Raw genomic sequence first — 14,453 nt, 5'->3', positions numbered from 1 at the left:
TCCCCCACAGGCGAGTCCCGGTCGCGAGGGCAGCAACTCATCGAGTTGCTGCCCTCGTCCACTTCCTGCCCGTCGGGCAGCTCGTCACGACGACGTGTCCGAGCCCTCGTCGGTCTCGCGACCGGAGATCCCACGCTTGCCCATCTCGTAGCCGAGCTGGAAGCGCGTCTCGATCTCGAACTCGCTCTTGAGGTCCGCCACGTAGCCGGCGTAGGTCCGGGGGCTGACGCCGAGCCGCTTGGCGCCGGCCGGGTCGGCCCGGCCCTCCAGCAGCATCCGGATGGTCATCGCGCGCTGCTCGGCGGCGATGTCGCGCATGAGCGAGGTCTCGCTGCTGGTGAAGGGGCGCGCGCGCTCCCAGTGCCGCTCGAACATGTCGACGAGGTAGCTCACCATCGACGGCTCGCTGATGACCATGGCGGCGCTCACGCCCTCGTGGCTGGGGATGATGGCCAGCCGCCGGTCGACCACGATGAGGCGGTTGAAGAACTCGTCGAGTGTGCGGACCTCGGCGCCCTCCGCGGTCACGGCGGCGACGTACTTGCGGGTGTCGGCGCCCCGTCGTGCGGCGTGCTGGTAGAGCGTGCGCATCTTGACGCCGCGCCGCAGGGCGGCGATCTCGCGCGCCCCCGCGGCGCCGAGCTGCTTCACCCCGCGCCGGTCCTGCGGCTGGGCGGTGAGCAGCTCCTCCTCCGCGTCGCTGACCATCGAGGCGAGGAAGCTGCCGATCGTGGCGCCCCGGATCTCCGCGAACGGCCCGCCCACCGCGGTCGGGGAGCGGCGCCAGGCGTGGGAGAGCGTGCTGAAGGCCTGCGCCCAGTGGGCCGACTCCGCGATCAGCTCGGCGCCCTGCTGGCCGAGCGGGGCCACGACCTGTGCCTGCACCGCCGCCGGGTCGACGGCGCGCCACTGGGCTCCGTCGTCGCTCTTGACGACCAGACCGATCTCGACGAGCAGCTCGAAGGCCTCGTGGAGCTCGCCGCGCTTGACGATGCGCTTGTCGGTGGCGCTGAGACCTCCCGACGCGACGATCTCCTCGTAGAGCGGCGTGGCCTGCTCCTCGAACATCCCGCGCTCGTGCTGCCCCAGGGGCATGACTCACCTCGCCTTCCCACCGAGACCCGACCCCGTAGGGGGTGATGCTGCCACAACGTCCCCCACCCTCCCCGGAGACGCGACGACCCGCCTCCCCGGGACGAGGGAGGCGGGTCGTACGACGCTGCTGCGGGCGTCAGGCGTCGAGTCGGGCCTTCAGCGTGTCGAGCTCGCTCCACAGGACCGCCGGGAGGTCGTCGCCGAACTTCTCGAACCACTCCTGGATCTGCGGGATCTCGGCCCGCCACTCCGCGGCGTCGACGGCGAGTGCCTGGGCCAGCTGCTCGTCGGTGAGGTCGAGGCCGTCGATGTCCATCGAGCCGGGGGCCGGCACGTGGCCGATCGGGGTCTCGACCGCGGCGGCCTGGCCGTCGATGCGCTCGATGACCCACTTGAGGACGCGGCTGTTCTCGCCGAAGCCGGGCCACAGGAAGCCGCCCTCGTCGTCGCGGCGGAACCAGTTGACGTAGAAGATCTTCGGCAGCTTGGCCGCGTCGTTGTCCTTGCCGATGCCGACCCAGTGGCCGAAGTAGTCGCCGGCGTTGTAGCCGATGAACGGCAGCATCGCCATCGGGTCGCGACGCACCACGCCCACGGCGCCCACGGCGGCGGCCGTGGTCTCCGACGACAGCGTGGCGCCCATGAACGTGCCGTGGTTCCAGTCGCGGGCCTCGGTGACCAGCGGGATCGTCGTCTTGCGGCGACCACCGAAGAGGATCGCGTCGATCGGGACGCCGCGCGGGTCGTCGTACTCGTCGGCGAGGATCGAGCACTGCTTGATCGGGGTGCAGTAGCGGCTGTTGGCGTGGCTGGAGAGCTCGCCGGTCTCCTCGAAGATCTCCGGCGTCCAGTGCTCGCCCTTCCAGCTGGTGGCCTCGGCCGGGGTGTTCTCCAGGCCCTCCCACCACACGTTGCCGTCGGGGGTCAGCGCGACGTTGGTGAAGACCGAGTTGCCCTTGCGGATGGTCTCCATGGCGTGCGGGTTGGTGTGCTCGTTGGTGCCGGGCGCGACGCCGAAGAAGCCGAACTCCGGGTTGACCGCCCACAGGCGGCCGTCCTCGCCGATGCGCATCCAGGCGATGTCGTCGCCGATGGCCTCGACCTTCCAGCCGGGGATGGTCGGCTTGAGCATCGCGAGGTTGGTCTTGCCGCACGCGCTCGGGAAGGCTGCGGCGACGTACTTGGTCACGCCCTGCGGTGAGGTGAGCTTGAGGATGAGCATGTGCTCGGCCAGCCAGCCCTCGTCGCGCGCCATGACCGAGGCGATGCGCAGCGCGTAGCACTTCTTGCCGAGCAGGGCGTTGCCGCCGTAGCCCGAGCCGAAGCTCCAGATCATCCGCTCCTCGGGGAACTGGACGATGTACTTGGTGTCGTTGCACGGCCACGCGACGTCCGCCTGGCCGGGCTCGAGCGGCATGCCGACGGAGTGGAGCGCGGGGACCCACTGCACGTCCTCGCCGATCTCCTCGATGCGGCTGAGCACCTCGGTGCCCATGCGGGCCATCACGCGCATCGAGACGGTGACGTAGGCCGAGTCGGTGACCTCGATGCCGAACATCGGATGCTCGGCGTCCACGTGCCCCATCACGAAGGGGATGACGTACATCGTGCGGCCCCGCATGCAGCCGGCGTAGAGCCCGCGCATGAGCTCCTTCATCTCGGCCGGGTCCATCCAGTTGTTGGTGGGGCCGGCGTCGCGCTCGTCGACGGAGCAGATGTAGGTGCGGTCCTCGACGCGGGCGACGTCGGTCGGGTCGGAGGCCGCGTGGAACGAGTTGGGCATGACGTCGGGGTTGAGGCGGGTGAACGTGCCGGTCGCCTCCAGCGACGCGGTGAGCTGCTCCCACTCCTCGTCGGAGCCGGTGCACCAGTGGATGGTGTCGGGCTGGGTCAGCTCGGCGACCTCGGTGACCCACGCCAGGATGCCCTGGTGGGTGGTCGGCCTGCCCTCGTGGATTGTCGTCTGCGGGTCGATCGTTGCGGTCATGACCGTTTCCTTCAGCGTGCGTAGCGGCTGGTTCGCGCGGCCTCGTTGTCGGCGACTTGCGGGGACGCTAACCGCCGCCGGAGTCCGCACATATTGGATCGATCACAGACTTGTGGCGTGGGTCTCACTGTGCATGCGTTGATTCGTTTCACCCTGTGCGGCGTCCCCGAAATGCGCGAAACCCCTGCCGGAGCAGGGGAAACGCGGCTCGGACGAGCGTGTCGGGTCAGGCCTCGACGGCGTCGCGCATCTCGTCCAGCTCGGCCATGTCGGCCTTGTGGGCACGCCAGGAGTGGCTGACGGCGAAGGCCCACACGGCGGCGATCGCGACGTAGAGGGTGATCGCCACGGCGCCGGGTACGGCGACCAGGTCGGCGTTGATGAGCGTGCGGGTGTTGGTGAGGACGATCAGGCCACCGACGAGGGAGCCGAGCATCCGGGCCGGGATGACCTTGACCAGCATCGCGGCGAACGGCGCGACGATCACGCCGCCGATGAGCAGGCCGGCGACGATCTCCCACTGGATGCCCGAGAGGCCGAGGGCGGCGAGGAAGCCGATCGAGGCGGCGAGGGTGACCACGAACTCCGACGTGCTGACCGAGCCGATGACCTTGCGGGGCTCCATCTTGCCGCTGGCGAGGAGGGCGGGGGTGCCGATCGGTCCCCAGCCGCCGCCGGCGGTCGCGTCGACGAAGCCGGCCACACCGCCGAGCGGGACGAGGAACCTCTTGCCGAGCGGCTCTCCGACGCGGCTGCTGTCGAAGCCCTTCACCGTGAAGCGCACGAGGAGGTAGGAGCCGAGCGCGAGGAGCAGGACCGCCATGACGACCTTGGCGAGGTCGACCGGCATGTTGACCAGCAGGGTGGCGCCGATGAACGCACCGATCGCGCCGGGGAGGGCGATGGTGCGCACGACGCGCCAGTCGACGTTGCCGAAGGAGTGGTGCGAGATGCCCGAGGCGGCGGTCGTGCCGAGCTGCGCGAGCTGCACCATGGCCGATGCCATCGCGGGGTTCGTGCCGATCATCAGCAGCAGCGTCGTGGAGGTGACGCCGTAGGCCATGCCCAGGCTCCCGTCGACGAGCTGGGCGGCGACACCCACCAGGGCGAACATGACGAGCTTCTGCACGGGGACTCCTCCGAGGGCAGGTTCAAGACGTAGTCACCAAAGTACACTGAATTGATAAGTTTTGCCTCATCAGTGATCGGTGTGGCCTTTCACCTGCCCCCAGTGGGGCTGTCACCCCTGTCGGGGTCACTCCTCCGCGTCGAGGTCGGCGGCGACCCGGCGGTGGGCCTCCCAGATCTCCTCGGGCATCCGGTCGAACTGCGACAGGTGCTCCTCGCGGAAGCCCATCTCCTGCTGCCACCGCTCCTTGTCGATGGTGAGGATCCGCTCGAGGTCCTCGGGCGTGATGTCGACGCCCTCGAGGTCGAGCTCGTCCTCGGTCGGGAGGATGCCCACGGCCGTACGACGTCCCTGCACCTCGCCGGCCTTGAGCTGCAGGAGCCAGAGCAGCGGGCGCAGGTTGTCGCGGTAGCCGGGCCAGAGGAAGTGGCCGTCCTCCGGGTCGCGCTGGAACCAGTTGACGTGCGCGAAGATCGGCTGCTCCTTCGCCGCGCCGACGACGTCGAGGTAGTGCCGTGCGTAGTCGCCCTCGCCGTAGGCCATGAAGGGCCGGTTCGACATCGGGTCGTAGCGCAGCTGGCCGTCCACGCCCTCGGCGGCGAAGGTGGCCTCGGCGCCCAGCGTGAGGCCGTCGTACACGCCCTCGGCGAGGTCGGTGATCGCACGGATCAGCGGCTCGCGGTCGCGGGTGCGGCCGCCGAAGATGATCGCGTCGATCGGCACGCCCATCGGCTCGTCGTAGTCGGCCGCGATGTTGGGGACGTTGTCGAGCGTCGTGGTGAAGCGGCTGTTGGGGTGCGACCAGGCCGCCGTGTCGTCGGACTTGCGGTCCGCGAGGGGGGCACCCGTCCAGTCGAGCCAGCCGTGGACGTCGCTCGGCGGCTTGGGGGTCTTGCCCTCCCACCAGACCTCGCCGGTGCCGGGGTTGTAGGACACGTTGGTGAAGATCGCCTCGGTGCCCTCGTCGATCGAGGCGAGGGCGTTGGGGTTCGTCGTCTCGTTGGTGTCCTTGGCGACGCCGAAGACGCCGTACTCCGGGTTCATCCCCATCAGTCGCCCGGACTCCTCGTCGACCCACAGCCACGCGATGTCGTCGCCGTAGAACGACACGTGGTAGCGATCGCCCAGCGCGTCGGGCGCGGCCATCATCGCCAGGTTTGTCTTGCCGGAGGCGCTGGGGAACCCACCGCAGACGTGCCAGGTCTTGCCCGTCTCCTTGTCGTGGATGCCGATGAGCATGTACTGCTCGGCGAGGAACTTCCTGCTCGCCCAGCCGTCGTACGCACCCTGCCGCAGACCGTGGGCGATCTTCCCCAGCAGCGCGTTGCCGCCGTAGGACGAGCCGAAGTGCAGGATCGTGCGCTCGTCGGCGACCGTGACGAAGTAGCGCTGGTCGTCGGGCGTGCCCTGGCCGAGGTGCTCGAGGTCGCCGGTCACGTGGACCGCGCGGACGAAGGAGTCCGGGTCGTCGAGGTCGTTGACGAACTGCACGCCGACGCGCGCCATCCGGATCATGTGGAGCACGACGGTGCGGGTGTCGGTGAGCTCGACGCCGGCGGCCCACGGCGCGAGCGCGTTGCCGGCAGGCGCCATCAGGTAGGGGATGACGTACATCGTCTTGCCCTCGGACGCACCGCGCATCCGGTCGTGGAGCATCGGCTTCATCTCCGAGGCCGGGCGCCAGTTGTTGTAGACACCCCTGTCCTTCTCGTCGTTGGTAGCGACGATCGTGCGCTCCTCGGAGCGGGCGGTGTCCTTGTGGTAGCTGCGGGAGTAGTAGCGCCCCTCGCCCGCCATCTGCAGCTCGCCTGCGGCGACGGCCTCCTCCAGGAGACGTGCGTCGTCGGAGGCGTTGACCACCTCGACGCGCGCCGCGCCCGTGAGCTCGGCGTACTCCTTCACGAACTCCCTGACCCTCGGGTTGGTGAGCCCGGCTGCGTCCAGGACTGCCTCGAGATCTGCCATGCGCCTGCCTCTCATCCTGCGGCGGGTGCGGACCGCCGCGTGTGCGGGTGCAAGGCACCCTAGGGCAAGGCTCACACCGGCCGATCCACCGATATGGGGGATGCTGATTTCGCTCGTCCGGTCGCGGTCGGCTATTGTCGTCCAGTCCCCGCGGGTCAGTCGGCCGGCACGGACGATGCGCCTGTAGCTCAACGGATAGAGCATCTGACTACGGATCAGAAGGTTTGGGGTTCGAATCCCTACAGGCGCGCAGATCACGAAGCCGCAGGTCAGCCCAGCTGACCTGCGGCTTCTTTCTTCCCGGTCCGCCAGGGCGTCGCGGAGCTCCTCGAGCGCGCGAGGCGCGGGCTGGACTGCTGAGTTGACGCGCCCGGCGGCGACCTTGACCCTAGGCGACATGACGTTGGCGCGCTCCGCCGCACTCCGGGGTTTCCACTCCCTGGTGCTCGAGCTGGGTGGCGACCCGGACGCCATCGCACGCGAGGTGGGACTGGACCCGTCCGCACTCCACTCCGACGAGCTGCTGGTTCCCGAGCGCGCCGTGGCCGGCGCACTGGAGATCGGGGCGAGGCAGACGGACTGCCCGGACCTCGGACTGCGCGTCGCAGCACGCCAGGAGCTCAGCATGCTCGGCCCCCTCGCGCTCGCGCTCCAGTCGTCCGCGACCGTCGGGGACGCGCTCGAGTGCTGTTCTCGCTACCTCTCCGTCCACTCCCGCTCGGTGGGGCTCGCGGTCGAGGCGGACCCCTACGGCGACAAGGGTGTGGTGGCCCTGCGGTGGAACGTCCCCGGGGACGGCGATCTCGCGCCCGTGCAGGCGACCGACCTGAGCCTGGGCTTCGCACACGGCGCCCTCAGATCGGTGACCGGCGCGGGCTACGGGCTCCGCACCGTCGACCTGCCGCACGAGCCGTTGGCGGATCCCGAGACCTATCGTGCCTACTTCGGGACGGAGGTCCGCTTCCGGCGACCGGCCGCGCTCCTCCGCGTCCCGTCGTCACTCATGCGCCAGCCGGTCGCCGGCGAGGACGCGGTCCTGAAGCAGCTCGCCATCGCCTACCTCGACCGCCTCTCCCCCAGCGGTCCCGGGCTGGTGGCGGCACGGGTTCGCACTGCCGTGGCACAGGCACTGGGCACGAGCCCGGTGACCATCACGGCCATCGCCGACCTGTTCTCGGTCCATCCCAGGACCCTGCAGCGTCAGCTCGCTCGGGAGGACACCTCGTTCGTCGCCCTGGTGGACGGCGTCCGCAAGGAGGCCGCGCAGAAGTACCTGCGCGGGACCGACCTGCCGTTCTCCCAGGTCGCGGCGCTGCTGGACCTGTCCGAGCAAGCGGTCCTCACGCGATGCTGTCGTCGTTGGTGGCACGAGACGCCGACGCAGGTACGTCAACGGGGCGCTGCGCCGTCGTGAGGCGGTGTCGCGCGTGGGCAAGGAACTGTCGCGACGGATCAAACGCGTCGACCCCAGGCTCGACACACTCGATGACATGGCTGAACACCCCCACGACGGACCCACGGCGACCCACGAGCGGGACGTCGAGCACGTCGACGTCGTCATCGTGGGAGCAGGGCTCTCGGGCATCGGAGCGGCCTACCGCATCCAGACCGAACGACCAGGATCGTCGTACGTCGTGCTGGAAGCGCGCGAGGGCCTCGGCGGCACGTGGGACCTGTTCCGCTACCCGGGGGTGAGGTCGGACTCCGACATGTTCACCCTCGGCTACTCCTTCAGGCCGTGGCGCGACAGCCGGAGCCTCGCCGACGGAGCGTCCATCCTGACCTACATCCGCGAGACGGCGGACGAGCACGGGATCGACCAGCACATCCGCTACTCCAGCCGCGTCGTCGCAGCCGACTTCGACACCGCGACCTCGGCCTGGACCCTCGTCGTCGAGGACGGGGACAACGTCCGGCGGCGCACGATGACGTGCGGCTTCCTCTACTCCTGCGCCGGCTACTACGACTACGACCAGCCGCACGCTCCTGCGTTCGAGGGGGTCGACGACTTCGCCGGCACCGTGGTGCACCCCCAGTTCTGGCCGCAGGACCTCGACCACGCCGACAAGCGGGTCGTCGTCATCGGATCGGGTGCAACTGCGGTGACGCTCGTGCCGGCGATGCTGAAGGGCGAGCGCCCCGCCAGTCACGTCACGATGCTGCAGAGGAGCCCCACCTGGATCAGCGCGGTTCCCGGTCGGGACAAGGTGGCGGACAGGATCCGGGCGGTGCTCCCCGGGTCGCTCGCCCACAAGGTCATCCGCGCGAAGAACATCGCCTTCAGCACCGCGTTCTACCAGTTCTGCCAGCGGTGGCCGCGCAAGGCCCGCGAGCTGCTGACCCGTTCCGCGACCGGGATGCTGGGCGACCCGCAGCTGGTCGCCGACCACTTCACCCCGTCCTACGACCCGTGGGACCAGCGGTTGTGCGCCGTGCCCGGCGGCGACCTCTTCCGCGTGGTCAGGGACCGGCGCGCGGAGGTCGTCACCGACCACGTCGACCGCTTCGTCCCCAAAGGGATCCGGCTGCGGTCCGGGCGGCTCCTCGAGGCCGACGTCGTCGTCACGGCGACGGGGCTCAAGCTCCTCGCGTTCGGCGGGATCGAGCCGCACGTCGACGGACGCCGTGTCGACCTCTCGGAGCAGTACGTCTGGAACGGCGCCATGATCACCGGTGTCCCCAACTTCGCGGTGTGCATCGGCTACACCAACGCGTCGTGGACCCTGCGTGCAGACCTGACCCACCGTCTCGTGTGCAAGGTGCTGGGCTGGATGGAGCGTCGCGGACACCGCGCTGTGGCCCCTGTGGCGGACAGCGACCTCGAGCCGCAGCCGTTGCTCGAGCTGGCCTCGGGATACGTCCAGCGCTCGATCGCGGCGTTCCCGCGCCAGGGCGACCGATCGCCGTGGCGGGTCCGCCAGAACTACGTGCTCGACTCGGCGACGACGCTGCGCGCCGACCTGGCCCGCCACCTGGCACCCGTCCACCCCGCAACCACGACCGCGGCCGCGGTCGACCGGACGAGGGTCGAGGCATGAGCGCGACGTGGCAGCCCGACCTGCTCGGGACGGGCTACGAGCAGCACACGCTCGAGCTCGGCACCGATCCCGACGGTGAAGGACGCATCACCGCGGTCGTCGTTCGCCGGGTGCCGCTCGAGGACGAGCAGCCGCACGGCGCGGTGCTCTACGTGCACGGATTCGCCGACTACTTCTTCCAGACCGAGCTCGCGGACTTCTTCGCCGAGCGTGGGCTGGCGTTCTACGCGCTGGACCTGCGCAAGTCCGGGCGCGCGCGGAGCGAGGGACACACTGCCCACTACGTCACCGATCTCGAGCTCTACGACGTCGAGCTCGAACGCAGCCTCGAGCTCGTCGCCGACGAGCACCCGGACAGTCCGGTCGTCGTGGTGGCCCACTCCACAGGCGGCCTGATCACGCCCCTGTGGCTCGATCGCAGGCGACGTGCCGGCAGGACGGATCCGGTGGCGGGGCTGGTCCTGAACAGTCCGTGGTTCGACCTCCAGGGCAAGCCACGGATGCGCCACGCCGTGACCCAGGCCGTCCGCATCCTCGCCAGGATCGCCCCGCTGCGGGTGCTGGACCTGCCTGCCACCTCCGTCTACGGCGACTCGCTGCACGCCGAGCGAGGCGGGACGTGGCACTACGACCTCATGCTGAAGCCGCTGGCCGGGTTCCCCGTCACGGTGGGCTGGCTGAACGCCGTCCGGCGCGGACAGGCTCGGCTGCACCGCGGCCTCGACGTCGGCGTACCGTCACTGGTCCTGCGCTCCGACAAGACGCACTACTCCCGCACGCACAGCCCGGCGAGCGACCGCGCCGACACCGTCCTCGACGTGCAGCAGATCGCTCGCTGGGCCGGCTGCCTCGGCGGCGAGACGACGGTGCAACCGATCGAGGACGCCCGGCACGACGTCTTCCTGTCGCTCGACGTGCCTCGGCGACGGTCGTACGACGCCGTGGACGGCTGGCTGCGCCGTCTCGGTCTGACCGAGCCGTTCCCCGACCCGCCCGCCTGAGACGTCCCTGCCGAGTCAGCTCGCCCCCACGTGTGAAGGACCAGACGATGACCAGCACTGCCACGACGATGCGCGCCCAGCGCCTCGACACCACGACCCTGACCTTCGAGATCACCGACGTCCCCGTGCCCGCTCCGGGCCCCGGGCAGGTGCTCATCGAGGTCGCGTTCAGCGGCATCTGCCACTCGGACCTGTCGCTGCTCGACGGGACGTTCCCGGCCATGGGGCCGGAGGTGATCACCCAGGGACACGAGGCCTCCGGCGTGATCGCCGCACTCGGACCCGGTGTCGAGGGGTGGGCACTGGGCGACCGCGTCGTGCCTGCTGCCGGTCGACCGTGTCGGCAGTGCCCGATGTGCCGGCGCGGCGAGCTCGGCCGGTGCCTGGCCCTGCAGCTGATGGCGTTCGCCTACGACGGCGCCTGGGCGCAGTACACCGTTGCGGACGCGCAAGGACTCACCCGGATCCCGGACAACGTCTCGATGGAGCACGCGGCCGTCCTCGCCGACGCCGTCGCGACACCGTACGGCGCCGTGGTGCACACGGCCGAGCTGCGGGTCGGTGAGTCGGCCGGCGTGTGGGGAGTGGGCGGCGTCGGCACGCACATCGTCCAGCTGGCCCGGCTGGTGGGAGCCACCCCGATCGTCGCGGTCGACCTCGACCCGGCGGCGCGTCAGCGAGCGCTCGACCTGGGGGCCGACCTGGCCCTGGATCCCCACGACGCCCAGCTGGTCAGCAAGGTGCGCGAGGCCACGGGAGGGATCGGCCTCGACGCCGCCTTCGACGCGGTCGGCATCAAGGCGACCTTCGACCAGGCGCTCGAGGCGCTCGGCAACGGCGGACGCCTCGTCGGCGTCGGCATGAGCGCCGACGAGCTCTCCCTCGGCATGAGCGTGCTCTTCAACCTCAGCCGCAAGCAGGTGCGTGGCCACCTGGGCTACGAGGTGACGGACGTCGGGGTCCTCGCACGCCTGGTCTCGACCGGCCGCCTCGACCTCAGCCGGTCGATCAGCCAGGTCGTGGCGCTGGAGGACCTCGAGGAGGGCATCAGGACGCTCCGGAGCGGGGAGGGAAGTCCGGTCCGGATCCTCGTCCAGCCGTGAGGTCCTTCCTCAGTAGCTCTTCGGCAGCCCCAGGCTGTGCATCGCGACGAAGTTGAGGATCATCTCCCGGCTCACCGGCGCGATCCGCCCGGCGCGGGCGGCGACGAGCATGCCGGCCATGCCGTACTCCTGCGTGATGCCGTTGCCGCCGTGGGTCTGCACGGCCGCGTCGACGGCGTGCACGGCCGCCTCGGCGGCGGCGTACTTCGCCATGTTGGCCGCCTCGCCGGCGGCCATGTCGTCGCCGGCGTCGACGAGGGCGGCGGCCTTCTGGGTCATCAGGCGGGCGAGCTCGTTCTCGATGTGGGCCATCGCGAGGGGGTGGGCGATCGCCTGGTGGGAGCCGATGGGCGCCTTGAAGACGGTGCGCTCCTGGGCGTACGACGACGCCTTGCCGAGGGCGTGGCGCGCGAGGCCCGTCGAGAAGGAGGCCGCCATGATCCGCTCGGGGTTGAGGCCGGCGAAGAGCTGGACGAGGCCACCGTCCTCGTCGCCGACGAGGGCGTCCTGGGGCAGGCGGACGTCGTCGATGAAGACCTGGAACTGCTTCTCCGGGCTGACGATCTCCATCGGGATCGCGGTGAACTCGAAGCCCGCGGAGACCGTCGGCACGACGAAGAGGCAGGGCTTGAGCTTGCCGGTCCGGGCGTCCTCCGCGCGGGCGACCACGAGCACGTGGGCGGACTCGTCGACGCCGGAGATGTAGATCTTCTGGCCCTTCAGCACCCACTCGTCGCCATCACGGCGGGCGGTGGTGGTGATGTTGTGGGAGTTGGTGCCGGCGTCGGGCTCGGTGATCGCGAAGGCCATCGTCGCGGTGCCGTCGGCGATGCCGGGCAGCCACTTCTGCTTCTGGTCCTCGGTGCCGTAGCGCGCGATGACCGTGCCGCAGATCGCCGGGCTGACGACCATCATCAGCAGCGGGCAGCCCTGGGCAGCGAGCTCCTCGCAGACGGCGGCCACGTCGCCGATGCCGCCGCCCCCGCCGCCGTACTCCTCCGGGATGTTGACGCCGAGGTATCCCGCCTTGGCGATCTCCATCCACAGCTCGGTCGTCTTCTCGCCTGCGCGGGCGCGCTCGACGAACCACTCGCGGCCGTAGCCCTTCGCCAGCCTCGCGACCTGGCGGCGCAGCTCGGTGCGCTCCTCGGACTCGGTGAACGTGCTGCTCATGGGCTCTCCTCCACTACTGCCAGGACCTCCCCGGACGCGACCTGCGACCCGGGCTCGACGTTGATCTCGGTGACCGTGCCGGCGTGCGGCGCGGTCACGGTGTGCTGCATCTTCATCGCCTCGAGCACGAGGACGACGTCGCCCGCCGCCACGCCCGCACCGGCGGCGACCTTCACGGAGACGACCGTGCCGGGCATCGGCGCGAGCAGAGAACCGCTCGCCACGGCGTCGGCGGGGTCGGTGAAGCGCGGCACCTCGCGGAACGTGCGTCCTGAGCGCGGGCTGTCGACGTACACCTCGCGGCTGCCCGGCAGGCCCGGGCCGAACCGGACCTCGCACCACCCGCCCTCGCCCTCACCGGACCAGTCGATGCGCCAGCCGTGCTCGAGCCGCGTGGCCCGCTCGACGGTGAAGTCGGCGTTCGGGAACGCGATGCCGACGCCGGTGCGGGCGCTGACCCACTCACCCTCGAACACGTCGTCGGGCCACCCGGTCTCGAACCGCTCGACCTGCCCCTGGCTGCGGACGTTGCGCCAACCAGTCGGGACGCCGCGCTGGGCCGTGCGACGCTCGTCCTGATCGAGCACCGCTGCGGTCGTCGCGCACAGCAGGGCCGCCCCCATCCAGTCGCCGGCAGCCGGCGAGGGCGCCCGCGACTCGAGCCACGTCGTGGTCATCTCACCGGCCACGAAGACCGGGTCGGTGAGGATCTCCACGAGCTGGTCGCGGTTGGTGGTGACGCCGTGGATCCGGGCCCGACGGAGCGCGGCGACGAGCTGGCGGACCGCCTGCTCGCGGGTCGGCGCCCACGCCACCACCTTGGCCAGCATCGCGTCGTAGAACGTCGACACCTCGTCACCGCTCGCGAAGCCGCTGTCGACCCGGACGCCCGCCCGGTCGAGCGGCCCGAGCTCGGTGTCGGCCGGGAGGTCGAAGGTGACCAGCCGGCCGCTCTGGGGGACGTAGGCCGCGTCCTCGGCGTAGAGGCGTACCTCGATCGCGTGCCCGCCCCTCGACGGCGCGACCTCGGGCAGCCCGCGGCCCTCGGCGACCGCGAGCTGCTGCTCGACGAGGTCGAGGCCGGTCACGAGCTCGGTGACCGGGTGCTCGACCTGGAGCCGCGTGTTCATCTCGAGGAAGAAGTAGCGGTCGCCGGCGGGGTCGTGGAGGAACTCGACCGTGCCGGCGCCGCGGTAGCCGATGCCATCGGCGAGCCGCTCGGCCGCCTCGCACATCGCCCGCTCGGTCTCCTCCGACAGCCCGGGGGCCGGGGCCTCCTCGACGACCTTCTGGTGCCGGCGCTGCACGGAGCAGTCGCGGGTGCCGAGGGCGCGCGCGCCGGATCCGTCGGCCATCACCTGCACCTCGACGTGGCGCCCGGACTCGACGTAGGGCTCCACGAAGACCGTGCCGTCACCGAAGGCCGACTCGGCCTCGGCGCGCGCGGACTCGATCTCGGCGTCGAGCCGGTCGAGCGACCGGACGATCCGCATGCCGCGGCCGCCGCCGCCGGCGGAGGCCTTCACCAGCAGCGGGAGGTCGGCCTCGGTCGGCTGGTCGGGAGCGGAGAGGACGGGTACGCCGGCGCGCGCGGCGATGTCCTTCGCGCGGATCTTGTCGCCCATGGCCTCGATCGCGTCCGGCGGCGGGCCGACCCAGGTGAGGCCGGCACCGATGACTGCGCGGGCGAATGCGGCGTTCTCCGAGAGGAAGCCGTAGCCCGGGTGGACCGCGTCGGCGCCCGACCTCAGCGCCGCGTCGACGACGAGGTCGATGCGGAGGTAGGTGTCGGCAGGCGCGGTGCCCGGCAGCCGGACGGCGTGGTCGGCCTCGGCGACGTAGGGCAACCCGGCGTCGGCGTCGGAGTGGACCGCGACCGTCTCGATGCCGAGGCGGCGACACGTGGCGAAGACGCGGCGGGCGATCTCGCCGCGGTTGGCGACCAACAGGCGCTGGATCATG

At 70.7% G+C, this 14,453-nt stretch carries 10 protein-coding genes and 1 tRNA gene; 5 read left to right on the top strand and 6 right to left on the bottom strand.

What is annotated here, in order from left to right:
- Positions 1-84 precede the first annotated feature (84 nt).
- The 4 genes from BLV76_RS08605 to BLV76_RS08590 all read right to left on the bottom strand — a co-directional run bounded on the left by BLV76_RS08605 (position 85) and on the right by BLV76_RS08590 (position 6,176).
- Positions 85-1,095, bottom strand: coding sequence for a TrmB family transcriptional regulator (locus BLV76_RS08605; RefSeq protein WP_090968755.1), 1,011 nt, complete (start codon positions 1,093-1,095; stop codon positions 85-87).
- A gap of 136 nt (positions 1,096-1,231) precedes the next feature.
- Complete coding sequence (locus tag BLV76_RS08600) at positions 1,232-3,082, bottom strand: phosphoenolpyruvate carboxykinase (GTP) (protein WP_090968754.1); 1,851 nt, start codon at positions 3,080-3,082, stop codon at positions 1,232-1,234.
- 226 nt (positions 3,083-3,308) lie between these two features.
- A complete protein-coding gene (locus BLV76_RS08595; protein WP_090968753.1) occupies positions 3,309-4,211 on the bottom strand; it encodes a sulfite exporter TauE/SafE family protein in 903 nt (300 codons plus the stop codon).
- Positions 4,212-4,337: 126 nt separating this feature from the next.
- Positions 4,338-6,176 (bottom strand): phosphoenolpyruvate carboxykinase (GTP), encoded by a 1,839-nt coding sequence (locus BLV76_RS08590; protein ID WP_175539611.1) that lies wholly within the window; start codon positions 6,174-6,176, stop codon positions 4,338-4,340.
- A 177-nt stretch (positions 6,177-6,353) separates the two neighbouring features.
- On the opposite strand from BLV76_RS08590, the gene BLV76_RS08585 reads away from it, so the two are divergent.
- From BLV76_RS08585 to BLV76_RS08565, 5 genes are all read left to right on the top strand, one after another.
- A tRNA-Arg gene (locus BLV76_RS08585) sits at positions 6,354-6,426 on the top strand.
- Between the two features lie 147 nt (positions 6,427-6,573).
- Positions 6,574-7,590, top strand: coding sequence for an AraC family transcriptional regulator (locus BLV76_RS08580; protein ID WP_090968751.1), 1,017 nt, complete (start codon positions 6,574-6,576; stop codon positions 7,588-7,590).
- Positions 7,591-7,666: 76 nt separating this feature from the next.
- Positions 7,667-9,214 (top strand): flavin-containing monooxygenase, encoded by a 1,548-nt coding sequence (locus BLV76_RS08575; RefSeq protein ID WP_090968750.1) that lies wholly within the window; start codon positions 7,667-7,669, stop codon positions 9,212-9,214.
- Positions 9,211-10,215 carry an alpha/beta hydrolase gene (locus tag BLV76_RS08570; RefSeq protein ID WP_090968749.1) on the top strand — a complete coding sequence of 335 codons (1,005 nt, stop codon included), beginning with the start codon at positions 9,211-9,213 and terminating at the stop codon, positions 10,213-10,215. The genes BLV76_RS08575 and BLV76_RS08570 overlap by 4 nt, the downstream gene beginning before the upstream one ends.
- A gap of 47 nt (positions 10,216-10,262) precedes the next feature.
- Positions 10,263-11,318 carry a zinc-binding dehydrogenase gene (locus BLV76_RS08565; RefSeq protein WP_090972507.1) on the top strand — a complete coding sequence of 352 codons (1,056 nt, stop codon included), beginning with the start codon at positions 10,263-10,265 and terminating at the stop codon, positions 11,316-11,318.
- Between the two features lie 9 nt (positions 11,319-11,327).
- Here the strand turns inward: BLV76_RS08565 and BLV76_RS08560 are convergent, their stop codons facing one another.
- A complete protein-coding gene (locus BLV76_RS08560) occupies positions 11,328-12,491 on the bottom strand; it encodes an acyl-CoA dehydrogenase family protein (protein ID WP_090968748.1) in 1,164 nt (387 codons plus the stop codon).
- Positions 12,488-14,452 (bottom strand): acetyl/propionyl/methylcrotonyl-CoA carboxylase subunit alpha, encoded by a 1,965-nt coding sequence (locus BLV76_RS08555; RefSeq protein ID WP_090972505.1) that lies wholly within the window; start codon positions 14,450-14,452, stop codon positions 12,488-12,490. The genes BLV76_RS08560 and BLV76_RS08555 overlap by 4 nt, the downstream gene beginning before the upstream one ends.
- Position 14,453: the final 1 nt, after the last annotated feature.

This window comes from Nocardioides exalbidus (assembly GCF_900105585.1).
GTDB classification, from domain to species: domain Bacteria; phylum Actinomycetota; class Actinomycetes; order Propionibacteriales; family Nocardioidaceae; genus Nocardioides; species Nocardioides exalbidus.
The sequence above is the reverse complement of the archived record's forward strand: the minus strand, read 5'-3'. Positions and strand labels throughout refer to the sequence as shown.